This window comes from Bacteroides sp. HF-4919 (genome assembly GCF_018860125.1).
In genome coordinates this window covers 314896-341665 of sequence record NZ_JAHKNF010000005.1, presented here as the reverse complement: position 1 = coordinate 341665, position 26770 = coordinate 314896, and the positions used below count along the sequence as shown (strand labels likewise).

Below are 26770 nucleotides of genomic sequence, written 5' to 3'. Positions count from 1 at the left end.
TACTAATTTATATCCAAATCGAGAAAATAAAAGGACCGCTCATGATTCGAATTAATACCACAAAAAAGATTTCGGTCGGAATCGATAAAAAAGAAAAATATCTTTTCATTCAAACGATAACGCGCTATTGGCCTGCCTTCCCAATCTACTATAACCAGACTGGATTTCTCACCTTCCGGACATAGCAAATAAATATATTTATCGGTAACAAAACAGCCTTCAATAAACGTCGTCCAACGATTAGGGTCTGCATCCACAACATATTTATTAGATGCATAATCAAGACATACATCGTGCAATAATCTAAAATCTATATCATAAATACGAAATCGCCGAGTCCTTATATAAGAAACCAATATGCGGTCTCCATCGGGCTTTACCTGTATTTCATGCGCATAAGCAAACTTAAAATCTGATATTGATTTAAATCTACTGGTAGAACTTTCCGGATAACGTCCCTTTGAAGATAAAGTATGTGTTTCTGCATTCAGTACAAAAAATTCATTTAGTCCGGCATCATCAGAAGAACCTGAATAAACATACAATATATCATTCATTCTTTTCAGTCCTAACACTCTTCTATAATTCCAATTACATAAAAAATGAACAGACTTTTTTTCCAACTGATTATCATTTGTCAATTCATATATATATAAAGAATCTCCATTTACTAAAGAGAATGCCTTATCATATCCCACTAATGGTGTTACAAACTCCGACTGATTACCTGTGTAATTTAAAAATCTCATTTCCGGATAAGCAAACACGGCATAAATAGAATCTGAAGTCGACGTACGAACCAATACCCGCTTATCACCATCCCACACCATACACCGTGCATTTACCTGTATAGGATTCATCTCTACTTCAGAAAGCATAACAGTAGTATCTTTCAAAAGGAAAGACGAACAATAAGTAACAGGTACATCAACCTCCGCGGGTTTACATGAGACAAAAAGTACACAAGTTATCCCAATGCCCCCAAGCCAATTTCTATAAATCATATTTCGCCAACACAAAATCAGGATTAACTCCTATCGCATACAGGGCATTGCTTCGTCCGTCAGCAGCAATACGCATTACAGGCATGCCCAAATCTACTATTTTCAGTAATTTGCCATTATAATCATATACAAAAACCGTACGGGGACATTTACTTGCATTACGTCCAACAGTCCTTTCATCCAACGGATCAACTTCCCGGTCGCGCTCCAGAGTAACAATATACTCTTTAGTCATGCATATGTCTCTCACTCCCATCACACTACGATCAAACCTAATTGCCCCATCAACAACAGAATAGTTTTCTTTTTCAGGCATACGTTCCCATAATAACTTAAAATTGTCTCCTTCCTTTTTATATAAGGCCAAATAAGAAAAATTAAAAGGACCAAAAGCAAGCAGTCCACGATCTTTATCGTATGTTTTATAAGTACCCATATGCTGTTTCACTTCACGAACCGGATAGACTCCAAATGTAGATTCTTTCCCATTTGAACTCACCTTGAAATAATCGTTCTCGCCATTTTCTGTTTCAATCAGATACAGTTGTTTGTCCAGTTTAGCCATTTGTATATTCCGGTCAAAATCTGATAAAGACATAAAAGGTTCTTTTCCGGCAATTAAACTGTCAATAGATAAATAGCCCCTGGTTTTCCCGTTAGCATCATGAGCAGCAATACAGCGATTAATGGAAAAGCGATTGATCAAAGGACTTACAAATTCCTGCGGACCCTCTCCCTTCTGCCCCATAGAACCGATATATTTTCCATCGGAAGAACGATGTACATGCAGAAACTTGTTATCAGAGAAAGGATCAGACCATACTAAATAATCGTCTATCAGCAATAAATCACCAGGCATAGTCGTCAAAAGACTATCATTCATTACCTGAGGTTGTAAACTCATTTTATCAGGTACATCTGTGGATGTACAGGAAGTAAACACTGTTAAAACAGAAATAATATAAAAAGCAATCTTGTACATAACTATAATAAATAGATAAAAAACTTCTTATATCTCACCTCTTATTTTATTCAAACATAAGACAAATGCCCCTTGATCTATCTTGTTTTTTAACTCAAAGTTCAATTCATCTGATTGAGAATAGCTCGAATATATATCTTTATTAAAATAAGATACCAAAAAATTAGATCCTATAGAAGTAATCGGAAGATTAATATTCTTACAAGAAAAATCAGCTAACCTATTTAAAGCCATTTCATCTCGTTTCTGATCATAAATGAAAGTATACAATTCCCCTTTCTTATTAAGAACCCCCATTATCATACTATCAATCATAACCGGTGGGCAAGCTATGTAGCAATAATCTTTATCCGAATCCAGTAGAGCATTGATATCTTTCAAATCCTCCGCAACAATATTATAATCGCCAAAATCAAAGTGAAGAATCTGCTTATTTTCACCTTTGCTTCCCAATATATATATATTATTATTTATGACACGATTGTAAATTACATCATCACCAACAGGAATCATTGGAGAGAAAAATTCATAATTACTATCTATATTTTTATCATATTCCAATGCCGTGGCAAGAAGAGCAAACTCATTATCAGTATACGCTATTTGCTTGCCTAATGTCATATCATCCTGATTATATGGAGCCAATCCAAATAGAAATCCATCTTTAGTTGCCTGAAATTGTTCTGCCTTAAATGATATCGGATAATCTCTCAAAAAATTTGATTCTTTACCATATACAAGTATTTTGTTACTCGCACTATCATAAATATAAATGCTCCCATCTTTTTTTACACAAAAATCCGATAAAGAAGCAAACTCTCCGGGGCCCCCACCTAAATTTCCTATTTTTCCTAATATATTTCCCTGCATATCATACATAAGCAATCGCTTCAGATAAGTATCAGCAATATAAATAGTATCATTTAAAATGATTATTTTATCTAACTGTCCTAAAACAAGATCGTTTTCAACATCTTCTGCTAATGCTATTAACAAAGTTGTATCTACCACATTTAATCTCTTGAAATTTTCAAAAGAAGCTTCACTGAAATCAACACGAATGTTACTAATTAACGCCGACTTATTTTTAAGTTTTTGATCACAAGCTGTTAATACTAAAGTTATAATCAAAAATAAATAAAAGATTCTATTCTTCATACATCTATATAAAAAGTAGTAAAAGCATATCATAAATCTCTTTATCAGTATTTATGATATGCCATACATTTAATAAGCACAATCTACCTGATTCTCATTTTTACAATATTTTTTTCCTAAGAAAGGATTTCTTGTTGGACCATGATTATGAGTACCAGGTTCACCACCTCCTGTAGCCAATGCTTCAACATTAGCTAAAGCCAAATCCGACAAAGTGGCTTCCGCACTCTGGCCCTGATAAATATTGTAACCTGTAAACAGTGCAACAACAGCGACTATCGGTATCGCAAATATTTTTTTTTGCATTTTTCCAAATTAATATAAATTAAAGACTAAACATTTTCTGCCTCCTTTCTCGGAAGAGCCAACTCCCTCCGGCAGAAAATCGAAATGCCTCATTAATGTTTTTCATCAGTTTTTTTTATTATATTTGTGCCTGTTAAACCTCCTTTTCTAAAGGTTGTCAGGAGCGGAGAAATAGCTTCCCTATCGACAAGTCGGCTTTACCCGCTCCTTTTCGAACCTGTTACACTTGACCTTAACTAAAGCGGAACTCCACAATGGGCTGGTCATTATTAACATCTGTCGCTGTAATAGTCTTATTTTTTTCATCTACATGGAAACCTGTGATATAACGATCTAAGGTGTATTTACACAAAGGTTCACCCTCAAGATTAAATACATAAATATACTGTCCACCGTCTGTAGCTCTTCCTTCCTTCTGGTGTTGCGCCATGATCTCTTTAAATGTGCGTCCATGAAAAATAGCATAAATAGCATCATCTGTAACCTGTACATCCGAGAATCCCATGATCCCGTCAGGAATTGCATAACCACCTGCCAACTTAAATTCCGGCTCCCCTTTTGGACCTTGACAGACTTTATGAGAACCATTTTGAAGATTATAAATTTCAAGAACCTCTCCTAATTGAGTAGCGGCAATCAACACACCATTGTGAGGATTGTAGTCAATAAAACTACGCCAAGCTTGTGCCAAAGCCGGACGAGCTTCCTTCAAGGCTTCTTCATTGGAAGAAGGAATTGTCCCACTTTTCTTCAAGAACTTCCCCTGCCGGTTCACCCAGCAAAAACGACTATCTCCCGAATAATCGGGTATTAGAAAAGTAGTATCATTGAATGCAACAAAATCAAGAGCACGCAGAATGCTGTCTTTATCGAAAGAGATCGCTTCTGCACGCAGAAGCGAATCTCTATCCGAAACAAACTCAAACCTAGTTAACTCGCCTTTGTTGGCATCTAAAGTCCAATACGAACCATCTATACATTTCACTGTTTCTACTGAAAGCATCTCTTCCGGTGAGTCTCCCCGCCTGCCAAACGAAGACAGATAGTGGAAATCAGGGTAATGAAAAAGATGACAATACACATCACTACCATGTAAATCCAAAACGACCGCCTGATCACCGGACACATGAATCCGAAACGGATAACGCATATAAACTGAATCAAGCTGAATGACCTTGGAGTGTAGTGTCTCTTCCTTAGGGAAAGAAGCATACAACACTCGATCTTTCGGCAAATCCAAAGTGCACCCGGTAAATATTACCAAAAGAACGAGAAATGTCAGATAGTATTTCATAATTCTTAATTACCGATAATATAATACTTTGGATCCGTCATTGGGACAAACCACTGAACCATATCCAAAACATATAGCAGGTGAAGTCCCTTCACCTGTCGCCAATGCCTCTATGTTCATCATTACTAATGATGAAGGATTTTCTCTCTTTTCTCTTATAAACATAGAGACTATAACTACTGTAATAACGGCCAATACTGCCAAAATCTTTATTTTCATTTTACCAATAAATTAATAAATATCAGCAAAGATAAGCGAGCAGACAAAAGCATGCAAACATTCTACGTCAACACTTTTATTGATAACGTCATTTTATTTGATGACGTCTAAATATCAATATATTAAGTTCTAATAAAGTAGTAATTGATTTTATCACTAATTCAACAAATAAGGCGGTAAATTAAAACTTTTAAAGTAACTTTGCAGCACCAACACAAGATATGGCAATATGAATAAAAGAATATTTTTAATAATCGGAGTCATTATACTATTTATTATGATTGCTATGGGTGCTTCAACCTATACAATTATCCACTCCCTTATTCAAAAAGAAAAAGAAACATTCAAGCCACAAGTCGAAAATATTTTAAAAGAAGCGGTAATTAACAGCATAGCTCAAAAGTGCAAGGATTTACCTTTGAATGGACTTAGTAATTCACCTAAAAAAATAGGAACATACGAAACTCGTACTTTTTGTTCAAAAGATACGCTATTTACTTATCAACATAAAATTCAAGATATCGATACCGAAATATTCTTCGCCCGCCAATTAGGGTTACTTATGATGGAGCGTTTACAAAGCTATGATATAGAAGATCTAATAATTAAGCACTTAAATAAAAACGATATACAGGGATATGTCAATACCGGAATCATTGTTTCCAAACATCTACAGAGAGAAATATGGAGTCAGCCCCCAAGTAGTATCCCTCATAATTCAGAAAAGATTATCTACCATTTGGAGGATGAAATTATTAGCGTAGATTACATTATGTATATCGACTATAGTTTCTCAACTTTGTGGAAGCGAATGCCTAAAACCAATATCTACATCAATTTAATAGTGGAACTGATTCTCATCTACATCATCATTCTGTTTATACGGTATCATAGGAAGTATCGAAAAAAGACATCAGTACCAGCAGCCGATACAGCAGAGCCTGCACCTCATATCATCGAAACCATACCAGTCGGCAGTAGTGTAGAAACAGAAAAGCAAACTAATTCTACTATAAAAGAAGAGTTATCATTAAAGGATCAATTTGTTTTTGAAAAAGATTTTGTCTTATTCAACAACCATCCGATCAAAATGCCTAATCAGCAACAAAAAATATTAACTTTTTTCTTAAACAGTCCAAATTACAGAATAAACAAAAGTGATTTAAAGAAAGAATTCTGGCCTCAAAATGCTGATCCAACCAATAATATGACAAGTGCCATCAACAAATTAAAAAGAATTTTAGAAGAAATAGGCAGCAAATATACGATCATAACAGATAAAAAAAACGAAGAATGTTATATATTGGTAGATGACAAAACTACATAAAAACAGGAAGTTAACATTGTAACTTTACGAAGTTAACATCGTAATTGCAAGAAATTAACTTCGTAAAATTACGATGTTAACTTCTTGTAGACTATCTTATTGATTTCTTCCTCTCCATAAGAACCCTAAAAGCATACAGAATAAAAAAATGTGCGAGATACATCACGCACCCCGCACACAGCAACCATTTAAGTATTAAACAATTAAACTAAAAACATATGATAGTACTATATAAAAAAACAAGTCCCAATCCAGTGTTACATCAATGTTAACACCGAGATGAAACTACTCTTAGAATTTTCTCACACATATACTCATTCTCCTGTAGGAGTTTATTAGAGCAACTTTTCAACTCAGACTGCTCCATTTCAAATGCCTTATTTATCGCAATAGATAAATCATATAATGGAAAATACCCTCTATCACTCTGAACAGGTTTTGCAGTAAAACCGGCAACATATTGACTCATAAACGTAGCATCAGTAACTAAACCATTCCAACCATAAGAATCAACAATAATCACAGGCTTATGATTTAAAACAGCTTGAGCAGCGAAAAGTCCATCACTTATGATTAAATCAGCCTTCGAAGCATGCTCCATCACTTCGGAGGTCTGGCATAGCTGCGCTTGGAAAGTTTGTACAACCCGAGTGAAATCACGTAGTTTCAAATCGACTACAGACGTAGTACTCCACGTGGAATATCCTTTCAGCAGAGCTAAGACCCTCAATATAGAATGAAACTCATTAACCCAAATCAAAATAGATTTCTTTTCATTATCATTCACATTATTCGTCCATCTGTCACGAGAGGGCAACAAACAAGTATCACCCATTAATTCATTGACTGACAACAAATTGTTTTGCAAATTCATTTCTTTAACACGAACATACTCTTCATCTTTAAAAGTGATAATCAAAGGATAATTTACCCACTCTTGTTCACTTACTTCCGATGTATAGTTCACGTCATACCCCGCACCTTTCAATAAGGAAACCAAGGCTTCCAGATTACCTAATTGCGTATACGTTCTGTCGCATGTTGATAATAAAATTCTCTTCATTATAACAACTATTCTACAATAAACTGTCCATATACATACCCACCAGCTGCATTGGTAAATTCAAGCACATAAGTTCCCGGAGTTAAATCAGCAATAGAGAACGAAGTAATCTGACCGGCAGCATTTACATCCATAGAAGACGAATAAACTTCTTTTTTAGCATCTGTAATTTCTTTCACTGCGATATCTACATTACCTATAGCCTTTGAGAACTTAATAAATAAGGTAGAACCATCGATATCTGCAGAAATAGGAATGAGTGGATTGATGGAACGGCTACCTTCCTCTATAATTTCTCCATCCAAGATAATAGGTCTACGAAGGACTTCATTTGACATAGCATACATGGATTGTCCAATGAACAATGCCACAATCAATGATAAAATAACACGCAATTTCATATTTTATTTGTTTTGGTTTCGTCAAATATAGCGCATTTGGCTAAGATAGCAAAACAAATCACCCGGACAAATACAGCAAGGGTTAATACCACATAAAACACTATATATAAACAGTTTACACAAACAAGTAGAGGCATATACCCGGACAGATAGCATAAAATTAAACTAATATTTCTGCAAGAAATCATCCAAATCATCGGATACTGATAAATTTAATCGTTTTTTTAAACGTCCTTTAGCTTTTGTCACCGACTCAGAAGTCGTTAGAAAAGCGAGTCCCAAAACTTCATGTGTAATGCCAAATTTCAACAAGCAACAAATTTCGATATCATGCTTAGTCAAATTAGGAAATTCCTTTTTAATACGTATAATGAAATCATTGTGTAAAGCATTGGATAGATGAAATAACTTATCCCAATCACCATCCAAAAGTTGTTTTTTATCAGAGGCATTTTCCATGTCCTCTTTCTTTCTCAACATTAGTAGTATACGAAGTCCTTGCATGTAGATAGCATAAAGATCACCATCATCACTATCTGGTATATTCCCCTTCTTCTCAACTAAATGAACAGATAATGTTCTATTCTGATCTTCAAGAACGGACACCTTTCCTTGTAATTCTCCTATCTGATTTCGATAATCTCGTAATGTCTCTTTTTGCAAGTTTCTATAATTGAGTATTTGCTCTTGATACATTTCTATCTCGGTAACGTTCTGACGAATTCTTTGGCTAATATCTCTGATCAACTTCTGATTGGTTCGATATTTATAATAGATGTATACAATAACCAATATAGCAATAAAGCCTATAAACGAACCGATCAAGAGAATGTTCTTTTTCTCAATACTGGCTTGCAAACTTTCTTTCTGCCATTTTTCACTATCATACTTACCCTGCAAGTCCGCTATGTTATTCCGAGTTTCAATATCTCGAGTTATTATTTGTAAAGAATCTGCTATATCCTTATATCCAACAGCACTCTTAAAATCATTCAATTCTTTTTTCAAATCATATAGGCACTCACAAGCATCTCTCTTTACTATTAAATTCGCACTCTCAAGACACAATGCAAGATACATTTCTGCATCCTTCAACCTACCCATATACAAATATAAATTACCTAAAGCTAAATATCCAGAATATAATTTCTCCTGATCCTTTTCTTTCTTCAAGAAAGACAGAAAATAATATTCAGCCCCAACATAATCCCCTTGAGAACGATGAATAACCCCCAATTCTAAAAGTATAGATCCCACAGCCGAATATTCTTTCTGACTAGAAATATACAAAGCCTTATCATAATAATAATATGCACTATCTATTTGATTCTTATATAAAAACGCCCTTCCTATATTTCTATTAGCATATGTCATACAAAGTGAATCTGAAATACCAGAATAGTAAGCAAAAGATAATCTATAGTCATTCAATGCTGCATCAAATAATTTTTGCCTTCTGTTCAAATCTCCTATTCCTTCTGACACTAACCCTAACAATTTAAACTGCTTAGTATTCTGAAGTACATCTTTCGCCTTCAAATAAAATTTCATAGCGTCTTCCACTTTATCAAGACTTTCCATCACTCTTCCATAATAATAGAAAGCTTTTCCTTTGGATACAATATCTTCAGTATAAGATCCATAATAACCAACCGCAAATTTAATAAGGGAATCCGAAGTAAATTTCATGTAATTCTTGTCCATAGCCTGAGTCATTAGCAGGCTATAATCTGCTTGAGCTTTGCCATGAAGGCTTTCAGGAGTTGGGATGTGCTTTAAAATAGTCATAGCACTATCCGGATCAGATTCCATTATTCTCTCAGCTTGAGACAATGATAATACAACTGTATCCGGTGTCGAATGACATGATACAACCAAAAGACCAAATAAAACAACAAAAAGATAACCAAATCGTAAGTGCGTGTTCATTTTCATTAAGTTTTTCGCAAAAATACGGAAAAAACTTAAAGTTTAACGATTTAAAGTTGCATTTTGTTCCATGCGCTGATGCTCTTCAATCAGCTCCATGTTTGATTTCGCTTTTGTAATAAAATCTTTTACTAATTTATTATTTTTAAAAGAATAAGGAGCATCTTTCATGATGTCCTCAATTTGAGGAGTCATAACCGGATAAGGCAAAGTACTGCAAAGCATCATAAATACACTTGGACCTAAAACCGTTTCGTAATTATCGGAAATAAATTTTTTGATAAAACCATTCATATCCTGCATCAACGAATCACCTTCGTGAGTCAGTTGTTCATGAATATCTGCCAAGTCAGCACCATCCATCACCATGCGTGCCTCTTTACGTTGCAACTCTTCTATCTGGATATCTAATGAGTTCTTTTTATCAATAAAAGCATAAAGTGCATTGTTCAAGGAGGTGCCTTTCGCAACCAATTCAGTATTTGTAATTGAAACTTGAATATTACCTTTTTCAATTACCAAAGGCATGATACTCTCGTCGCCAATATAAAGTGTAGCCATCACTACCGAATCCACTTTGCCTTTCATCGAAAACAATCCATGTATCACTTCTGCAGAATCAATATTAAGCCACTCACCGTTCTGAAGCACTTTAATAAAAAGCATCTTACCATCCAGGCTGGTTACAGAAGAGGCGCCTTCAATCTTATACTTACGGCTACAAGAAGTGAAAACAAAAAGCAAAAGTAAAAAAGGCAATACTTTATTCATAGGATACACAACTTTTTCGGTGACAAAGGTACAACGGATTCGTAAGCAAATGAAACATTTTATCAATATTTAAAACTTGTAAGACTCTTTTCTTTAATAATCCTTATAAACATCTATATAAGGACGGATTTTTCATTTACTTTATCTAAATTTGCACTTTCGGAGTTGACAAATAGTCAATGAGTTATTGAATTAGTCAGCCCGTTAACCCGTAAAATTGTAATCGTATAATATAGAAAATGTCTACTACCTACGCACCCTTTGCCAAGCCGCTATACGTAATGCTCAAGCCCGTAGGGGCTGTATGCAACCTTGCATGTGATTATTGTTATTATCTGGAAAAGTCCAGACTTTATCAAGAAAATCCCAAACATGTGATGAGTGATGAATTACTCGAAAAGTTCATCGAACAATACATCAATTCGCAAACTATGCCGCAGGTACTCTTCACCTGGCACGGAGGAGAGACATTGATGCGTCCACTCTCTTTCTATAAGAAAGCGATGGAACTGCAAAAGAAATATGCTCGCGGAAGAAGCATAGACAACTGTATACAGACCAACGGTACCATGCTAACTGACGAGTGGTGCGATTTTTTTCGTGAGAACAATTGGTTGGTAGGAGTTTCGATAGATGGGCCTCAGGAATTTCACGACGAATACCGAAAGAACAAACTTGGAAAGCCATCGTTTGTGAAAGTCATGAATGGTATCAATCTTTTAAAAGAGCATGGAGTAGAATGGAATGCCATGGCGGTAGTGAACGATTTTAATGCAGACTATCCGCTCGACTTTTATCATTTTTTCAAGGAGTTAGATTGCCATTATATTCAGTTTGCCCCAATAGTGGAACGAATTTTTCCCCATAAAGACGGACGCCATCTGGCATCCCTGACACAACGGGAAGATGGAAAAATAGCTGAATTCTCCGTTACTCCTGAACAATGGGGAAACTTTCTCTGTACACTTTTCGACGAGTGGGTGAAAGAAGATGTAGGTAACTATTATATCCAACTTTTCGACTCAACGCTTGCCAACTGGGTAGGAGAACAACCGGGTGTCTGTTCTATGGCAAAAACTTGCGGACATGCCGGTGTAATGGAGTTCAATGGCGATGTATATTCATGTGACCATTTTGTGTTTCCGGAATTCAAATTGGGAAACATTTACAATCAGACTCTGGTGGAAATGATGTACAGCGAACGCCAGACGTCTTTCGGACAAATGAAACAGAACTCACTGCCCACCCAATGTAAGGAATGCGAATTTCTGTTTGCCTGCAACGGCGAATGCCCTAAGAATCGTTTCAGCCGCACAGCAAACGGCGAACCGGGGCTCAACTACCTGTGCAAAGGATATCATCAGTTCTTCAAACATGTGGCTCCTTACATGGACTTTATGAAAAATGAACTAATAAACCAACGTCCGCCCGCTAATGTGATGGACGCTATCAAAGGAAACAAATTGATCATAGATTAAAATAGAAAAGCAACAAATCATACTAATTTTTTAATAAACTAATGAACAGACTCAAACTTTACTTACTGGCGCTGACTGCGTTGGTCGTTTGTTCCGCAAAGGCGGACGAGGGTATGTGGTTACTGCAACTGATGCAGGAACAACACTCTATCGATATGATGAAAAAACAGGGACTGAAACTTGAAGCCCAAGACCTGTATAATCCGAACGGAGTTTCACTGAAAGATGCTGTAGGTATCTTCGGTGGGGGATGTACCGGAGAAATCATTTCACCGGAAGGATTGATATTAACTAACCATCACTGCGGATACGCTTCTATCCAACAACATAGTTCTGTTGAACACGATTATCTGACAGATGGCTTTTGGGCAACCTCAAGAGACAAAGAGCTGCCTACACCGGGGTTAAAGTTTACATTTATCGAACGTATAGAAGACATCACTAATATCGTAAATGCCAAAATCGCTGCAAAAGAAATCACCGAGACAGAATCATTCAGCAGTGCTTTTCTCAATAAACTGGCCAAGGAATTGTTCGAAAAGAGTGACCTGAAAGGAAAAAAAGGAATCGTTCCGCAAGCATTGCCTTTCTATGCCGGAAACAAATTCTACATGTTTTATAAGAAAGTATATCCGGATGTACGCATGGTTGCCGCCCCGCCTTCATCAATCGGCAAGTTCGGCGGAGAAACCGACAACTGGATGTGGCCACGCCATACCGGTGACTTCTCAATGTTCAGAATCTACGCCGATGCCAACGGAGAACCGGCAGAATACAATGCTTCCAATGTACCCTTGAAAACTAAAAAGCACCTGAACATTTCTATCAAAGGGCTTAAAGAGGGAGATTATGCAATGATTATGGGATTCCCGGGAAGTACCAGCCGTTACCTCACTGTATCGGAAGTAAAAGAGCGTATGGAAGCAAGCAATGCTCCCCGTATCCGCATCCGCGGCACCCGTCAGGACGTACTGAAAGAAGCCATGAATGCCAGCGACAAAGTACGTATTCAATATGCCAACAAATATGCAGGTTCCAGCAATTATTGGAAAAATTCTATCGGTATGAACAAAGCCATTATCGATAATAATGTTTTAGGCACGAAAGCAGACCAGGAAGCAAAATTTGCACAATTCGCCAAAGAAAAAAATAACACTGACTATATGCAGGTTGTATCTAAGATCAATGAAGCCGTATCAAAAACCTCTCCGATCAAATATCAGCAGACCTGCCTGACCGAAACATTCTTCGGCGGTATTGAATTTGGCAGTCCTTATCTGGTGATGGATAAACTGAAAGAAGCGTTAGAGCAGAAAAACGACTCTAATATTCAGGCTAACATCAAGGTATTAAAAGAGGTGTTTGACAACATCCATAATAAAGATTACGACCACGAAGTAGATCGTAAAGTAGCCAAAGCTTTGCTACCACTTTATGCAGAGATGGTTCCTGCCGGACAGCGTCCCGCTATCTACGAGGTGATTGAAAAAGAATATAAAGGAGACTACAATGCATACGTGGATGCAATGTATGATACTTCAATTTTAGCAAATCAGTCTAATTTTGATAAGTTTATCAAAAAGCCAACTGTAAAGGCAATCGAAAAAGATATAGCCACACAATACTCACGTGCTAAATTTGATAAATATACCGACCTGGCTGCACAGATGGGCAAACTGCCGGAAGAACTGACTTTATTACATAAAACATATATCCGTGGATTGGGTGAAATGAAATTGCCTACACCATCTTATCCCGATGCAAATTTCACAATCCGACTGACTTACGGAAATGTGAAGCCATATAGCCCCAAAGATGGTGTATATTATAAATATTACACAACAACCGATGGAATCCTTGAAAAAGAGAACCCGGAAGACCGTGAGTTCGTGGTCCCGGCCAAACTGAAAGAGCTGATTGAGAAAAAGAACTTCGGACGCTACGCATTACCGAATGGTGAAATGCCTGTTTGCTTCCTGTCTACTAACGATATTACCGGTGGTAACTCCGGAAGTCCGGTATTGAATGAAAATGGAGAACTGATTGGCTGTGCGTTTGATGGTAACTGGGAGTCACTGAGTGGCGACATCAATTTCGATAACAACCTGCAACGCTGTATCAATCTGGATATTCGCTATGTACTATTTATTCTTGAAAAACTGGGAGGATGCGGACATTTGATTAACGAAATGACGATTGTTGAATAATGATGAAAAAGCAATTATTATCTACTACGTTCGCACTGATGGCACTGACCATCAGTGCCGACGAAGGAATGTGGATGCTTACTGACCTGAAAGCGCAGAATGAAGCTGCCATGATGGACCTTGGATTACAAATCCCCATTGAAGAGGTTTACAATCCGGACGGAATAGCTTTAAAAGATGCTGTTGTGCATTTTGGAGGCGGATGTACCGGTGAAATTATCTCAGCGGAAGGATTGGTACTGACCAACCACCATTGCGGATATGGGGCGATCCAGCAACACAGCAGTGTAGATCATGACTATCTGACAGACGGATTCTGGGCAATGAGCCGAAACGAAGAGTTACCATGCAAAGGACTGACAGTAACCTTTATCGACCGTATTCTCGACGTAACGGACTATGTAAATGAACAGCTCAAAAAAGATGATGATCCTAACGGAGTCAATTATTTGTCTCCCAAATATCTGGCAACGGTTGCCGACCGTTTCGCAAAGGCGGAAAAAATCCAAATCACACCGGCAACACGCCTGGAACTGAAACCGTTTTATGGCGGTAACAAGTACTATCTGTTTGTAAAGACCGTCTACAGTGACATCCGCATGGTAGGTGCTCCTCCCTCCTCTATTGGCAAATTCGGAGCTGACACAGATAACTGGATGTGGCCGCGTCACACAGGAGACTTCTCTTTATTCCGCATTTACGCAGACCCAAGTGGCCAGCCGGCAGAATATTCTAAAGACAACGTGCCCCTACAAGTAAAAAAACACCTGACAATTAGTTTGGCAGGAGTAAAAGAGGGTGACTTCACCTTCGTTATGGGATTTCCCGGACGTAACTGGCGCTACATGATTGCCGACGAAGTAAAAGAACGGATGCAAACCACTAACTTCATGCGCCATCATGTACGCGAAGCAAGACAAGCTGTACTGATGGAACAAATGCTGAAAGATCCTGCGGTGCGCATACATTACGCAAGCAAATATGCCTCTTCAGCTAATTACTGGAAAAATGCCATTGGCATGAACGAAGGGCTTGTTCGCCTGAAAGTGTTGGATACCAAAGAAAAGCAACAAGAACAGTTATTGGCAATGGGACGTGAGAAGAAAGATGATTCTTACCAGAAGGCCTTCGACGAAATACGTTCGATTGTAGCTCACCGCCATGATGCGATGTATCATCAACAGGCTATTAACGAAGCATTGGTAACTGCACTTGATTTTATGAAAATCCCTTCAACCGACGGATTGAAAAAAGCGCTTGAAAGTAAAAATGCTTCAAAAATTAAAGAAGAAACCGATAAACTGAAAATTGCAGCAGATAAATATTTTGCATCTGTCCCTTTCCCGAAAGTAGAACAAATCGTAGGCAAAAAAATGCTCGAAACCTATGCCGGATATATTCCGGAAGATCAACAGATCGGTATTTTCAAAGTAATAAACAGCCGTTTCAAAGGAGACAAGAATGCCTTTATCGATGCTTGCTTCAAGTATTCAATCTTCGGGTCGAAAGAAAACTTCGACAAGTTTATCGCTCGTCCTACCCTGAACAAGCTCGATAAGGACTGGATGGTTCTCTTCAAATACTCCATCACAGACGGATTGCTGCAAACAGCTCTCGCAATGAAAGATGCCAATAAAAACTATGATGCCGCCCACAAAGTATGGGTGAAAGGCATGATGGACATGCGCCAGGCCGCCGGCACACCTATCTATCCGGATGCAAACTCGACTCTCAGATTGACTTATGGTCAGATATTGCCGTACGAACCTGCTGACGGAACAGTATACAACTACTATACGACTCTGAAAGGTGTGATGCAGAAAGAAGATCCTGGCAATTGGGAGTTTGTAGTACCCACCAAACTGAAACAACTATATCAGGCGAAAGACTTCGGACGCTACGCTATGAAAAACGGAGAAATGCCAGTATGTTTCATTGTCAATACAGACAACACAGGAGGAAACTCCGGAAGTCCGGTATTCAATGGAAAAGGTCAACTGATTGGTACCGGATTCGACCGTAATTATGAAGGTTTGACAGGAGATATTGCTTTCCGTCCTTCTTCACAACGTGCAGCAGTGGTTGACATCCGCTATACTCTATTTATTATTGATAAATATGCAGGTGCTTCACATATCATCAAAGAACTCGATATTGTGGAATAATATAAAAAGAGAGTGCACTTCACTTAAAGTGTACTCTCTTTCTTTAAAATATCAATGGAAGTATTTTTCAATAAAATTCTTCACTCCCACTGATTACCTGATAGCTTCAGACAAAATCTTCTACCAAATACATCTCTTCAACCATATCTTCTATGGTTTGTTCCAGATTTATTACCGCTTCTTCAGGTGAATCACCATACGCATTACACTGCATACTTACAGTAAGCCAGGCATAATAACCTCCATCGGATGTACGTTCAAGCACATAATCAGTTTTATTCAATTTCATATCGGAAAATAATTAGTTAATGTAGGTACAGTAATGACCGACTGCTGGTCGATAAGTCGTTCGAGTTCTCCTATAATCTGCCGCTCACTACTACGGGCCCAACGAATAAACTCTTTGTTGGGAACATACGTCCCGGCAAAACGTAGCAACGACTCCAAATCAAAAGATTCGCCAATAATTCCGGCACCGGACCGGTAAGCATCATAGGCATTGCAATCCTGTTCGATATGGGCAGGTACCATCAGTACAGGTTTTCCCAAATACATTGCCTCACAAATAGATTCAAAACCGGCCGTACTGGCATATGCTCTGCAACCGGCCATTCGGTTGAGGAATTTCACATCATCAATCTGATGGAAACTTAGGGTAGCATCTACCTTGATTACCTCGTCAACATCCTGTTTATCCCAGAAAAAATGCATAGGTACTTCAGGATGTAAGACATGAAAGGCTTCTACACTATCTGCAAAACCGGAATTAACCATATATCCGTGAATATAATTGCCTTGTTCCGGTTGGATGGCAGTCACTTCCCTACGAAGCAGAGGAGGAACGACGGTTATACCTTCTGCCCGGTCCGGATTCATCTTATGGAAAGAAAGCGCTAACCGCCTATTGGCACGCAGACTCGTCAAACGTGTAAAAAAGCGAAGTATGGAAAGTTGGATCATAGATTTCCGTGGAAACTCAAAGTTTTTATGCAAGAACAGATATTGATGCCCGACGCAGACATAAGGAACAGAGGGACGGAAGAGTGCGTAGGTAAGTCCGGTCAGAAGTTCGTAGAAGTTGATCACGACTTCCGCCCCTGTTTCCTTAATACGCTGATCGATATAACACATGCTGCGAAAGTATTCCGGTGTACGTATCAGGTTATAAACAAAACTCTTTTTCAGATTAGCCCGCTTATTTTCAGTGGTAGGCAAAAAATTCGGACTGGTGAAGCGCTTTACGGGTGCCTGAATACTCCGGTTAAAGAAACCGGGTAAAGTACGTGATGAACTTTTCCCGACAAGTACTTCCACTACTTCGTGTCCATTACGCAACAACATATCTTCCAGAGTAATGGCTTGGGTAAAATGTCCCCTCCCCTCTCCTTGAACGATAAACAAAAATTTCATGATGCTTTAGTTATTGGTGTAGTTTTTTTCTCTTTGTTATTATTTTCTTTCAATAGTTCACTATCAAAATAACGGATAGTCCAGTTTCCTTCTTCATCTTCTGTCAAAGCTGAAAGTGTTTCTACCCAGTCACCCGAATTAAGATAATGAATACCATCACAATAAGTATTGGCAGGGTGATGAATATGCCCGCATATCACCCCATCACACCTTTTAACTTTTGCCAGTCCTACAAGCTCTTTTTCAAAATCAGAAATATAAGAAACAGCGGTCTTCACTTTATTCTTGATAGATTGAGAAAGAGAATAATAAGGCTTACCCTGCTTCATTCTGCGGGCGTTATAAACTTTATTCAACCACAACAGAAAAGTATATCCAGTGTCTCCCAGTTTCGCCAACCACTTCATTTGGGTGGTCACTGTATCGAAAATATCTCCATGGGTCACATAATAACGTTTGCCATGACTCTCATAGATGCAGTCTTTCACAATTTGGACATTATAAAAGTTCAAAGGTGCCAGATTATCCAGAAAGTCATCATGATTGCCACGAACATAAATCACCTGTGTTCCGAAATTCTCCATCATTTTCATAATCACTTTAAAGAAGTCCGTATGTTTAGCTTTCCATTTGCCCAAACCGCTTTTCTGTAAATGCCATCCGTCGATGATATCACCATTCAGGATCAGGCGGTCACAATTAATCGATTTCAAAAAGTGAGTAACCTCTTCTGTTTTGGAATGCTGTGTTCCCAGATGAATATCCGAAAGAACTACTGTGGGATAATACGTGCGTAAATGCATAACTTTTTGTTTTTTCGTTACGCAAAGATCCTGTTTCCAGATTACAGGAGGATGAATGCAAGGTTACTATATGATGAACAAAATCGGGGTTTCTCTGTTATTATAATAAAACAAATAGCTATATTTGCCCTGTCTAAACGAGGGCTTATATTTATCAAAAGAAAGGAAAAAATTATGGAAAAATTCGAAGATTTGATACAGTCACAAAGTCCCGTTTTAGTAGATTTTTTTGCAGAATGGTGTGGACCTTGCAAAGCAATGAAACCGATTCTTGAAGATTTGAAACAACAGATAGGAGAAAAAGCCCGCATTGTAAAAATAGATGTGGATACCCATGAGGACTTGGCGGTAAAATACAGAATCCAGGCAGTGCCTACTTTCATCCTTTTCAAAACGGGAGAAGCAGTCTGGAGACATTCCGGTATGATCCAAGGTAGCGAACTGAAAGGAGTTATTGAACAATACACAATAAAAGACAAAGAATGAAGAAAGTATTATCATTAGTAGCTTTGGCCATGATCAGCACCATTATGTTTGCTGTAAACGATGGAGCCAAGACAAATCAAAACAAAAAGGAAGCAAAAAGCGGTGAAGTCATTGTGATGAATAAAGAGATGTTTATCAACGATGTGTTTGATTACCAAAACTCAAAAGAGTGGAAATACAAAGGTGATAAACCAGCTATCATCGACTTATATGCCGATTGGTGTGGTCCTTGCCGCATGACAGCCCCTATCATGAAATCGCTCGCTAAAGAGTATGACGGGAAGATCGTGATATATAAAGTGAATGTAGATAAAGAAAAAGAATTGGCTGCCCTGTTCAATGCAACAAGCATTCCTCTTTTTGTATTTATTCCCATGGAAGGCGAACCTCAATTGTTCCGTGGAGCAGCAGATAAAGCCACTTATAAAAAAGCAATAGACGAATTTTTGCTGAAACAGAAATAAAGTTTTAATAAAAAACATGATAAAAGGGTATGGTGCCGTCTTTGGCAAACCATACCCTTTTATCAATTACTTAAAGTATCCAACCGGATGATTCATCATCGGAATCTGACCATCTTTCAATTTCAAGGCACTTCTGAGCCGGGTTGTATCCATTGTTGCGCGTGGAACCGTAGCCAGTCGCGCTGCGGAACAAAATAATGAAATATTCTGAGAAACAATCCCTACATCCATAGCTCCTGTCATTTGAGTGCGATTATTTTTCACATCTCCCAATTTTGATAAATCACTGACCAGTACCAATGATAGCGGAGCACTATTGACAAAAGCCTGTCCCCCTGCAACTGCCGAACGATAATCGCCCTCAGAAATCAAGTTAAGCTTATGTCCTTTAGCATCATACAAATAAGTACCTTGCGGAAGGACTACGTAGATATCAACATCTTGACGATTCATGGCCGACGGAGCAGTGCGCTTGCCCTCTGCCGGACGACTAATCCCATTGGCGGCCCACAACAGGTCGGATAAATCGGTGTTGCTCAGAGCTTGGGAAGCATATTCACGGACAGAATGGCGCTCGGATAACGCTTTCATTAACTGTCCGCTACGATTTATATTGGGCTTGGGCAGCTGAATCACCTGATCGGCAGCATAAATTGTCATTGACAAAAGAAGAAAACACACTAAAGACTGTAGTTTTTTCATAATCCTTTTTCTTTTAAGTGAAATACAAATATAAAAAAATCATCAGTTAACGGCCCCATTTCAAAAGAAAGTTTAACAAAAAAGGCCTGTATCCGTATAGATACAAGCCTTTTTCTATAATCATCTATATGATTTATTTCTTACCGAAATAACGGTTATAAAGTCCTTCAAAACCTTTACCGTGACGAGCTTCGTCTTTACACATTTCGTGCACTGTATCATGGATAGCATCCAAATTCAAAGCTTTAGCACGTGTAGCAATGCGCTTTTTATCTTCGCAAGCACCGGCTTCAGCATTCATTCTCTTTTCAAGGTTTGTCTTAGTATCCCATACGCAATCTCCCAGCAGTTCGGCAAACTTAGAAGCATGCTCAGCTTCTTCCCAAGCGTAACGTTTGAAAGCCTCAGCTACTTCAGGATAGCCTTCACGGTCAGCCTGACGGCTCATAGCCAGATACATACCAACTTCAGTACATTCGCCCATGAAGTGATTGTTCAAGTCTTTGATCATTTCTTCGTCACAACCCTTAGCCACACCGATTACGTGCTCGTCAACAAAAGTGAGTGCACCACCTTCTTCTTCAACAACTTCTACGAATTTGCTTGCAGGAGCTTTACACAAAGGACATTTCTCAGGAGCTGCGTCACCTTCATAAACATAACCGCAGACAGTACATCTAAACTTTTTCATTTCGTCTTAATTTTAAATTAATTAGTCAATACGTATATCATTTAAACAATTCTTACAAATACCTTTATAATAGTAATGCATTTCACTTACTTCATGTCCATTCATTTGAAGTCCTTCTATTTGTTTCATTTCAACCTGGCACTTCAAATCATAAATACGTCCACAACGTTTACACAAAAAATGAGCGTGTTGTGAAGTATCTCCGTCAAAATTGGTATTCCGTTCGTCGATAGTAAGCATTTGTGCCGCTCCCTGTTCCGAAAACAGTCTAAGAGTATTATAAACCGTTGTCTTCGAAAGTGTTGGCATAGAGGGAGATAATGCAGTGTATATTTCATCAGCCGACGGATGTGTCCTATGTTCCATCAAATAGTTCATGATAGCAATACGCTGCATGGACGGTTTGATGTTATGCTCTAATAATCGGTTGTATGATTCCATCTTCTTCCTCTTTTACAAAATTGTATTCATTACAATTTTAAATCTGATGCAAAGATAAAGAGTTCTTTTATTTTCGCAAACAAAATACGGATATTTTTTTGATAAAATAGAAAAACGGCATACAAAATGACTTTTGCATGCCGTTTCTTATGACAATAATATGTACGTATTAAACTCCTTTGGGGTTTTCACCATATTGGTTGCTGCCCGGCTGTCCATCTTGGATAGTCAGGAAGAGATACCAAAGGCTACCGATTACCGGCACAAAAGTGATAAACAACCACCATCCACTTTTACCGATATCGTGCATACGACGCACGCTAACAGCAATCATAGGCAGGAGCATAGCCAGATAATAAAGCCCTACAAATACACAAACTGTACCTAAAATGCCATCAATAATACCTGCAACAATAGCGAAAATAGCCATAAACAAGACAAACATCCAGTATTCACGTCTTCTGGCTCTTCCGTCAAAGTCTTTCCACTTCTTCAAAACATCAATGTACTCTTTCATTTTTCTAATTCTTTTAATAGTTAATAATTGTTGGTATTTTGTGTTTATTTCAATAAACCGCTGCAAATATAATAACTATTATTTGTATTTTTTATATTTTCTGCGTTTATTTTTAGCAAAAAATAAAAGGGGAAGATTGTTTCTTCCCCTATAGTACAATGTAAAAGCCCTGTATAAGCCAATCTACAATCCTCTGTTCCGTAACAAAGGTTCTATACCCGGTTCCTTTCCGCGAAAGTTCTTATACATATTCATAGCATCGTCAATTCCTCCCGGAGTGAGAATATAGCGACGGAATCTGGATGCTACTTCCTGATTAAAAAGATCTCCAGTCTCCCTATAGGCTTCAAAAGCATCACTATCAAGCACTTCAGCCCAAATATAGCTATAATAACCAGCCGTATATCCACTATTCATAATATGGTTAAAATAAGTAGTACGATAACGGGGAGGTATCTGATTCGGCAACCCTCGTTCTTTAAGTACAGTTGTTTCAAATTTAACGATATCCATATCTCCGGGAATTTCTTTGAGCACATGATAATCCATATCAAGCAAAGAAGCAGCAAGATATTCGGTCGTAGCAAATCCTTGTCCATACTTGCCACTCTTATCAAGTTTTTCAATCAAAGCAGAAGGAATCACCTCACCGGTCTGGTAATGTTTTGCATATACCTTCAGTACTTCCGGCTCAAATACCCAATGTTCCATAACTTGGGACGGTAGCTCTACAAAATCGCGCGGCACTCCGGATACTCCATAAAAACGTACATCTTTAAACAAATTGTGCAATGCATGCCCAAACTCGTGGAATAAAGTGCTGGCTTCATCTGCACTGAGCAAAGCAGGCTGACCCGAAGAGGGTTTGGTGAAGTTGCACACAATTGTTACTACCGGTGCCAAACGTTTGCCGTCACGATAGGTTTGAGAGCGGTAAGTCCCGCACCATGCACCTGCTCGCTTGCTTGAACGGGGAAAGAAATCCATATAAAGCACCCCCAGATGACTACCGTCCTTATCTTTGCACTCGAAAGCCTGTGCTTCTTCATGCGGTTTTGGTATGTCATTTATTTCGGAAAAAGTGATACCATAAAGTTTATTAGCCACATAGAAGGCGCCGTCACGAACATTATTCAATTCAAGATAGGGACGTATTTCATTTTCGTCCAGACTGAACTTTGCTTTCTTTGCTTTCTCAAAATAGTAGCGCCAGTCCCATCCTTCAGGGGTGAAGTTAGCTCCTTCTTTTTTAATTTCAGCCTGAATGTCAGCTAACTCTTCCTTAGCTTTCGCAACTGCAGGAGTCCAGATCTGATTCAGTAAACGATACACATTCTCCTCGTTCTTCGCCATACGGTCTTCCAAAACATAAGAAGCATAATCGGCATATCCCATCAGTTTAGCTTTCTCCAGACGTAAAGTAACCAATTTCTTCACAATTTCATTATTGTCTGTCTCGTTACCATTATTGCCACGATTGATGTATCCCTTAAATATCTTTTCACGCAACTCACGATTATCCGCATATTGCAAAAAAGGCATCACACTCGGATTGTGTAAAGTAAAAAGCCACTCTCCTTCCAGCCCCTCTGACTTAGCTGCTTCGGCTGCAGATGCCACGAGACTTTCCGGCAATCCGGCAAGGTCCTCTTCCTTATCTATAACCAACCGGAAAGCATTGGTTTCTTTCAGCAGATTCTGCCCAAAAGTCAACTGCAACATTGAAATCTCGCTATTCAACTGGCGCAACTTTGCCTGGTCAACAGAATCGAGATTAGCACCTCCACGAACAAATTTCTTGTAAGTCTCTTCCAGTAATTTATTCTGTTCTTTATCTAAACCCAATTGCTCGCGTCGTTCATAAACCTCTTTCACACGAGCAAACAGAGCAGGGTTCAGACTAATATCATCACGGTGTGCCGAAAGCAATGGGGTAAGCTCTTTGTTTAGGGCCTGCATTTCATCGTTCGTATTACAACTGTTCAACCCATAAAATACTGTATTCACCTTATTTAATAACTCTCCACTCTGATCGAATGCAGCAATAGTATTATCAAAATCCGGAACCGAACGTTGATTTACAATAGCATCGATTTCTTTTTTCTGCTCTTCCATCCCTTTCAGGAAAGCCTCTTTGTAATGCTCTACTTTGATCAGGTCGAACGGTGGAACACCAAAAGGAGTTGAATACTCAGCCAGAAAAGGGTTTCCGGCATCGGTGGCTGCTTTCTGTGCACTTGTGCCGCAAGCAGTCATCACGGCAGCCATTCCGGCAGCCATAAGCATCTTCTTCATGTTTTTGTGCGATTTAATATTATAATGTATCAATTCAAATTTGACAAAAATACAAAGATTCGATTAAAATGCCTACTTTTGCCAGTAGAAATGATAAACCCTGATAGAAAATGAACTACGGATTCGTAAAAGTTGCGGCGGCTGTTCCCCGCGTAAAGGTTGCAGATTGCAAATTTAATTCAGAAAGACTGGAGGGTCTTATTGCCATTGCCGAAGGCAAAGGGGTGCAGATCCTTACTTTTCCCGAAATGTGTATTACCGGATATACCTGCGGAGATTTGTTCGCCCAGCAACTTCTGCTTGAACAAGCAGAAATGGCGTTAATGCAGATTCTGAACAATACCCGCCAGTTGGACATCATTTCTATATTGGGTATGCCGGTAGTAGTCAATTCCACGATTATCAATGCCGCAGTCGCTATCCAGAAAGGCAAAATACTGGGAGTAGTACCTAAAACCTATCTACCTAATTATAAAGAGTTTTATGAACAGCGTTGGTTTACATCTGCTTTGCAGGTCTCGGAAACCAGCGTACGTTTGTGTGGACAAATTGTTCCGATGGGCAACAACCTGTTGTTTGAAACAGCAGAAACAACTTTTGGAATAGAAATATGCGAAGACCTTTGGTCTACGGTTCCTCCAAGTTCTTCACTGGCGCTGCAAGGGGCTGAAATCATTTTTAATCTTTCTGCCGACGATGAAGGGATCGGCAAGCATAGCTATCTTTGTTCTCTGATCAGCCAGCAATCCGCACGGTGCCTCTCCGGTTATGTTTTTTCATCCAGTGGTTTCGGCGAATCAACGACGGATGTGGTTTTTGCAGGAAACGGACTCATATACGAAAACGGTGGCCTGCTTGCACGAAGTGAACGGTTCTGCCTGGAAGAGCAATTAGTTATCAGCGAAATAGATGTAGAATGTATCCGTGCCGAACGCCGTATTAATACAACTTTTGCTGCCAACAAAGCCAATTGCCCAGGTAAAGAAGCAATCAGAGTCTCTACGGAATATACCAACAGTAAAGACCTGGATCTTACCCGTACATTCAACCCACACCCTTTTGTTCCACAAGGAGCTGAACTCAACAATCGTTGCGAAGAAATCTTCTCCATACAGGTCGCCGGACTGGCACAACGCTTAGTACATACAGGAGCCAAAACAGCTGTAGTGGGAATTTCCGGAGGGCTCGACTCTACACTGGCATTATTAGTATGCGTCAAAACATTCGACAAGCTGGGATTATCCCGTAAAGACATTTTAGGTATAACCATGCCGGGATTCGGAACGACCGACCGCACTTATCATAACGCCATCGCTTTGATGAACTCGTTAGGGATTTCGATTCGCGAAATCAGTATTAGGGAAGCATGTATCCAGCACTTCAAGGACATCGGACATGACCTCAACGTACATGATGTAACATACGAAAACTCACAAGCGCGCGAACGCACGCAAATCCTGATGGATGTAGCCAACCAAATCTGTGGATTAGTAATCGGGACGGGTGACCTCTCTGAACTTGCATTGGGATGGGCCACATACAACGGTGACCACATGTCGATGTATGGCGTCAATGCAAGCATACCCAAGACACTGGTACAACATCTTGTACAATGGGTAGCTGAAAATGAAGTCGACGGGGAATCTAAAATAACCCTGCTGGACATTGTAGACACTCCTATCAGTCCTGAACTGATACCGGCAGATGAGAATGGAGAAATCAAACAAAAAACGGAAGATCTGGTAGGTCCTTATGAACTCCACGACTTTTTCCTGTACTATTTTCTGCGATTCGGCTTCCGCCCGTCGAAAATATACTTTCTGGCACAAACCGTATTCAACGGAATATACGATGCTGAAACCATAAAAAAATGGCTGCAAACCTTTTTCCGCCGGTTCTTCAATCAACAATTCAAACGTTCGTGTCTGCCCGATGGTCCAAAGGTAGGAAGTGTCTCCATCAGTCCGAGAGGTGACTGGCGTATGCCAAGCGATGCCAGTTCGGCTGCATGGCTGAAAGAAGTATCCGAATTGTAACAATGACGATACCTCTTTTTAATATGATGTCGCGACCTTTGCAACGTCATATTAAAAAGAGGTAAAGTTATGAAAAGACAATTTATTTTAGCATTTGTACTATTTGTATCCAGTATTGCCCTGAACGCTGCAAATTCAGTGCCGGATGATGACAAATCCGACAACAAGAATAAAGCGGAAGTAAGCTCAGTCGTAAAAACAACATGGGAGTTCTATTCTGCCATTAAACAGCCATCGGCAGAAGCACTGGCCAATGTAACTAATTACAAATTCGGACAAGAAGCCGGTTATCTCTATAACCAGTTCATGAATATCTATGTGGTAAGGGAAGAAGTAGTTCCGGGTGATCCTACCCGTCGTACCGTCATTCGGAAACCTACTATCTACAATGCCGTACGTTCTATCGAAAAACAACTGAACAGAGAACTCAAAAGTAACAAAATGGGGCAGGAACAAGTAACTGCCGAATTTACAAATGTACTCAAAATAGCCATCTCTGCTTTCGACTCTGAAACCGAATCATTCGAAGACGCTTTACAACAAAATCGCAAAAATGCAGCCGCCCTTCTTTCCGTTTTCCAAAACGTAAAACTAACCGATATTTAAACTTTTTCAATAGGT

26 protein-coding genes are annotated in these 26770 nt (G+C 38.9%); 8 read left to right on the top strand and 18 right to left on the bottom strand.

The genetic code is table 11. From position 1 onward, the window contains the following. Positions 1-2: 2 nt before the first annotated feature. The 6 genes from KO473_RS11270 to KO473_RS11245 all read right to left on the bottom strand — a co-directional run bounded on the left by KO473_RS11270 (position 3) and on the right by KO473_RS11245 (position 4963). The gene (locus tag KO473_RS11270; protein ID WP_122130640.1) at positions 3-1004 is read right to left on the bottom strand and encodes a hypothetical protein; all 1002 of its coding nucleotides are present in this window, start codon (positions 1002-1004) and stop codon (positions 3-5) included. Continuing rightward, positions 994-1986, bottom strand: a complete 993-nt coding sequence (locus KO473_RS11265; RefSeq protein WP_101603325.1) for a BF3164 family lipoprotein — start codon at positions 1984-1986, stop codon at positions 994-996. The genes KO473_RS11270 and KO473_RS11265 overlap by 11 nt, the downstream gene beginning before the upstream one ends. A 27-nt stretch (positions 1987-2013) precedes the next feature. Next, positions 2014-3144 carry a 6-bladed beta-propeller gene (locus tag KO473_RS11260; protein WP_250716559.1) on the bottom strand — a complete coding sequence of 377 codons (1131 nt, stop codon included), beginning with the start codon at positions 3142-3144 and terminating at the stop codon, positions 2014-2016. 69 nt (positions 3145-3213) lie between these two features. After that, positions 3214-3450 (bottom strand): NVEALA domain-containing protein, encoded by a 237-nt coding sequence (locus KO473_RS11255; protein WP_032542529.1) that lies wholly within the window; start codon positions 3448-3450, stop codon positions 3214-3216. A gap of 232 nt (positions 3451-3682) precedes the next feature. Next, positions 3683-4744, bottom strand: coding sequence for a TolB-like 6-bladed beta-propeller domain-containing protein (locus KO473_RS11250; protein WP_216035113.1), 1062 nt, complete (start codon positions 4742-4744; stop codon positions 3683-3685). Positions 4745-4753: 9 nt separating this feature from the next. Continuing rightward, on the bottom strand, positions 4754-4963 hold the full coding sequence (locus KO473_RS11245) for an NVEALA domain-containing protein (protein WP_005780273.1): 210 nt from the start codon (positions 4961-4963) through the stop codon (positions 4754-4756). 229 nt (positions 4964-5192) lie between these two features. Here KO473_RS11245 and KO473_RS11240 point away from each other — a divergent pair, with 229 nt between their 5' ends. Next, positions 5193-6290 (top strand): helix-turn-helix domain-containing protein, encoded by a 1098-nt coding sequence (locus KO473_RS11240; protein ID WP_005780275.1) that lies wholly within the window; start codon positions 5193-5195, stop codon positions 6288-6290. A 268-nt stretch (positions 6291-6558) separates the two neighbouring features. Here KO473_RS11240 and KO473_RS11235 read toward each other — a convergent pair whose 3' ends face one another. The 4 genes from KO473_RS11235 to KO473_RS11220 all read right to left on the bottom strand — a co-directional run bounded on the left by KO473_RS11235 (position 6559) and on the right by KO473_RS11220 (position 10454). Beyond that, positions 6559-7353, bottom strand: coding sequence for a hypothetical protein (locus KO473_RS11235; protein WP_005780277.1), 795 nt, complete (start codon positions 7351-7353; stop codon positions 6559-6561). Positions 7354-7361: 8 nt separating this feature from the next. Then, positions 7362-7754 (bottom strand): DUF3244 domain-containing protein, encoded by a 393-nt coding sequence (locus tag KO473_RS11230; protein WP_005780278.1) that lies wholly within the window; start codon positions 7752-7754, stop codon positions 7362-7364. A 165-nt stretch (positions 7755-7919) separates the two neighbouring features. After that, positions 7920-9683, bottom strand: a complete 1764-nt coding sequence (locus KO473_RS11225) for a hypothetical protein (RefSeq protein WP_032541780.1) — start codon at positions 9681-9683, stop codon at positions 7920-7922. A 42-nt stretch (positions 9684-9725) separates the two neighbouring features. After that, complete coding sequence (locus KO473_RS11220; protein WP_005807430.1) at positions 9726-10454, bottom strand: DUF4369 domain-containing protein; 729 nt, start codon at positions 10452-10454, stop codon at positions 9726-9728. Between the two features lie 239 nt (positions 10455-10693). Between KO473_RS11220 and KO473_RS11215 the strand changes: the two genes are divergently transcribed. Genes KO473_RS11215 through KO473_RS11205 form a run of 3 tightly spaced genes read left to right on the top strand, consistent with a single transcriptional unit; the run spans position 10694 to position 16304 of the window. After that, positions 10694-11932, top strand: coding sequence for an anaerobic sulfatase-maturation protein (locus KO473_RS11215; RefSeq protein ID WP_005821013.1), 1239 nt, complete (start codon positions 10694-10696; stop codon positions 11930-11932). Between the two features lie 41 nt (positions 11933-11973). After that, positions 11974-14139, top strand: coding sequence for a S46 family peptidase (locus KO473_RS11210; RefSeq protein ID WP_181996054.1), 2166 nt, complete (start codon positions 11974-11976; stop codon positions 14137-14139). 2 nt (positions 14140-14141) lie between these two features. Then, a complete protein-coding gene (locus tag KO473_RS11205; RefSeq protein ID WP_216035117.1) occupies positions 14142-16304 on the top strand; it encodes a S46 family peptidase in 2163 nt (720 codons plus the stop codon). 106 nt (positions 16305-16410) lie between these two features. Here KO473_RS11205 and KO473_RS11200 read toward each other — a convergent pair whose 3' ends face one another. Genes KO473_RS11200 through KO473_RS11190 form a run of 3 tightly spaced genes read right to left on the bottom strand, consistent with a single transcriptional unit; the run spans position 16411 to position 18517 of the window. Then, entirely contained in the window at positions 16411-16593 is a 183-nt protein-coding gene (locus KO473_RS11200; RefSeq protein WP_216035112.1) for a type II toxin-antitoxin system HicB family antitoxin, read from the bottom strand. Further along, the gene (locus tag KO473_RS11195; RefSeq protein ID WP_005780293.1) at positions 16590-17714 is read right to left on the bottom strand and encodes a glycosyltransferase family protein; all 1125 of its coding nucleotides are present in this window, start codon (positions 17712-17714) and stop codon (positions 16590-16592) included. Before KO473_RS11195 ends, KO473_RS11200 begins: the two co-directional genes overlap by 4 nt. Further along, positions 17711-18517: a UDP-2,3-diacylglucosamine diphosphatase gene (locus KO473_RS11190; RefSeq protein WP_005780295.1), complete on the bottom strand. Its 807-nt coding sequence runs from the start codon at positions 18515-18517 to the stop codon at positions 17711-17713. Before KO473_RS11190 ends, KO473_RS11195 begins: the two co-directional genes overlap by 4 nt. Positions 18518-18691: 174 nt before the next feature. On the opposite strand from KO473_RS11190, the gene trxA reads away from it, so the two are divergent. Further along, the gene (gene trxA, locus KO473_RS11185; protein WP_005807441.1) at positions 18692-19003 is read left to right on the top strand and encodes a thioredoxin; all 312 of its coding nucleotides are present in this window, start codon (positions 18692-18694) and stop codon (positions 19001-19003) included. Then, positions 19000-19467, top strand: coding sequence for a co-chaperone YbbN (locus tag KO473_RS11180; protein WP_005780298.1), 468 nt, complete (start codon positions 19000-19002; stop codon positions 19465-19467). Before trxA ends, KO473_RS11180 begins: the two co-directional genes overlap by 4 nt. A gap of 66 nt (positions 19468-19533) precedes the next feature. Here the strand turns inward: KO473_RS11180 and KO473_RS11175 are convergent, their stop codons facing one another. The 5 genes from KO473_RS11175 to KO473_RS11155 form a co-directional block, all read right to left on the bottom strand. Beyond that, positions 19534-20169: a SagB/ThcOx family dehydrogenase gene (locus KO473_RS11175; protein WP_022012470.1), complete on the bottom strand. Its 636-nt coding sequence runs from the start codon at positions 20167-20169 to the stop codon at positions 19534-19536. A 133-nt stretch (positions 20170-20302) separates the two neighbouring features. Then, positions 20303-20860, bottom strand: coding sequence for an NADH peroxidase (locus KO473_RS11170; protein WP_005780311.1), 558 nt, complete (start codon positions 20858-20860; stop codon positions 20303-20305). A 21-nt stretch (positions 20861-20881) separates the two neighbouring features. Beyond that, positions 20882-21301: a Fur family transcriptional regulator gene (locus KO473_RS11165; RefSeq protein WP_005807446.1), complete on the bottom strand. Its 420-nt coding sequence runs from the start codon at positions 21299-21301 to the stop codon at positions 20882-20884. A gap of 169 nt (positions 21302-21470) precedes the next feature. After that, on the bottom strand, positions 21471-21818 hold the full coding sequence (locus KO473_RS11160) for a DUF805 domain-containing protein (protein ID WP_005780313.1): 348 nt from the start codon (positions 21816-21818) through the stop codon (positions 21471-21473). Positions 21819-22001: 183 nt separating this feature from the next. Further along, the gene (locus KO473_RS11155; protein WP_005821022.1) at positions 22002-24113 is read right to left on the bottom strand and encodes a M3 family metallopeptidase; all 2112 of its coding nucleotides are present in this window, start codon (positions 24111-24113) and stop codon (positions 22002-22004) included. 110 nt (positions 24114-24223) lie between these two features. Here KO473_RS11155 and KO473_RS11150 point away from each other — a divergent pair, with 110 nt between their 5' ends. Beyond that, positions 24224-26149: an NAD(+) synthase gene (locus KO473_RS11150; RefSeq protein ID WP_005821024.1), complete on the top strand. Its 1926-nt coding sequence runs from the start codon at positions 24224-24226 to the stop codon at positions 26147-26149. Positions 26150-26218: 69 nt separating this feature from the next. After that, complete coding sequence (locus KO473_RS11145) at positions 26219-26755, top strand: hypothetical protein (RefSeq protein WP_005780318.1); 537 nt, start codon at positions 26219-26221, stop codon at positions 26753-26755. The last annotated feature ends 15 nt before the right edge of the window (positions 26756-26770 follow it).

Bases quoted from the DNA above. Each gene is read 5' to 3' on its own strand.
- KO473_RS11190 (WP_005780295.1), bottom strand. From the start codon at position 18,517: ATGCATTTACGCACGTATTATCCCACAGTAGTTCTTTCGGATATTCAT.
- trxA (WP_005807441.1), top strand. From the start codon at position 18,692: ATGGAAAAATTCGAAGATTTGATACAGTCACAAAGTCCCGTTTTAGTA.
- KO473_RS11175 (WP_022012470.1), bottom strand. From the start codon at position 20,169: ATGAAAAAACTACAGTCTTTAGTGTGTTTTCTTCTTTTGTCAATGACA.
- KO473_RS11245 (WP_005780273.1), bottom strand. From the start codon at position 4,963: ATGAAAATAAAGATTTTGGCAGTATTGGCCGTTATTACAGTAGTTATA.
- KO473_RS11160 (WP_005780313.1), bottom strand. From the start codon at position 21,818: ATGAAAGAGTACATTGATGTTTTGAAGAAGTGGAAAGACTTTGACGGA.
- KO473_RS11255 (WP_032542529.1), bottom strand. From the start codon at position 3,450: ATGCAAAAAAAAATATTTGCGATACCGATAGTCGCTGTTGTTGCACTG.
- KO473_RS11145 (WP_005780318.1), top strand. From the start codon at position 26,219: ATGAAAAGACAATTTATTTTAGCATTTGTACTATTTGTATCCAGTATT.
- KO473_RS11240 (WP_005780275.1), top strand. From the start codon at position 5,193: ATGAATAAAAGAATATTTTTAATAATCGGAGTCATTATACTATTTATT.
- KO473_RS11265 (WP_101603325.1), bottom strand. From the start codon at position 1,986: ATGTACAAGATTGCTTTTTATATTATTTCTGTTTTAACAGTGTTTACT.
- KO473_RS11200 (WP_216035112.1), bottom strand. From the start codon at position 16,593: ATGAAATTGAATAAAACTGATTATGTGCTTGAACGTACATCCGATGGA.
- KO473_RS11205 (WP_216035117.1), top strand. From the start codon at position 14,142: ATGAAAAAGCAATTATTATCTACTACGTTCGCACTGATGGCACTGACC.
- KO473_RS11235 (WP_005780277.1), bottom strand. From the start codon at position 7,353: ATGAAGAGAATTTTATTATCAACATGCGACAGAACGTATACGCAATTA.
- KO473_RS11270 (WP_122130640.1), bottom strand. From the start codon at position 1,004: ATGATTTATAGAAATTGGCTTGGGGGCATTGGGATAACTTGTGTACTT.
- KO473_RS11150 (WP_005821024.1), top strand. From the start codon at position 24,224: ATGAACTACGGATTCGTAAAAGTTGCGGCGGCTGTTCCCCGCGTAAAG.
- KO473_RS11215 (WP_005821013.1), top strand. From the start codon at position 10,694: ATGTCTACTACCTACGCACCCTTTGCCAAGCCGCTATACGTAATGCTC.
- KO473_RS11260 (WP_250716559.1), bottom strand. From the start codon at position 3,144: ATGAAGAATAGAATCTTTTATTTATTTTTGATTATAACTTTAGTATTA.
- KO473_RS11250 (WP_216035113.1), bottom strand. From the start codon at position 4,744: ATGAAATACTATCTGACATTTCTCGTTCTTTTGGTAATATTTACCGGG.
- KO473_RS11195 (WP_005780293.1), bottom strand. From the start codon at position 17,714: ATGAAATTTTTGTTTATCGTTCAAGGAGAGGGGAGGGGACATTTTACC.
- KO473_RS11230 (WP_005780278.1), bottom strand. From the start codon at position 7,754: ATGAAATTGCGTGTTATTTTATCATTGATTGTGGCATTGTTCATTGGA.
- KO473_RS11225 (WP_032541780.1), bottom strand. From the start codon at position 9,683: ATGAACACGCACTTACGATTTGGTTATCTTTTTGTTGTTTTATTTGGT.
- KO473_RS11220 (WP_005807430.1), bottom strand. From the start codon at position 10,454: ATGAATAAAGTATTGCCTTTTTTACTTTTGCTTTTTGTTTTCACTTCT.
- KO473_RS11165 (WP_005807446.1), bottom strand. From the start codon at position 21,301: ATGGAATCATACAACCGATTATTAGAGCATAACATCAAACCGTCCATG.
- KO473_RS11210 (WP_181996054.1), top strand. From the start codon at position 11,974: ATGAACAGACTCAAACTTTACTTACTGGCGCTGACTGCGTTGGTCGTT.
- KO473_RS11180 (WP_005780298.1), top strand. From the start codon at position 19,000: ATGAAGAAAGTATTATCATTAGTAGCTTTGGCCATGATCAGCACCATT.
- KO473_RS11170 (WP_005780311.1), bottom strand. From the start codon at position 20,860: ATGAAAAAGTTTAGATGTACTGTCTGCGGTTATGTTTATGAAGGTGAC.
- KO473_RS11155 (WP_005821022.1), bottom strand. From the start codon at position 24,113: ATGAAGAAGATGCTTATGGCTGCCGGAATGGCTGCCGTGATGACTGCT.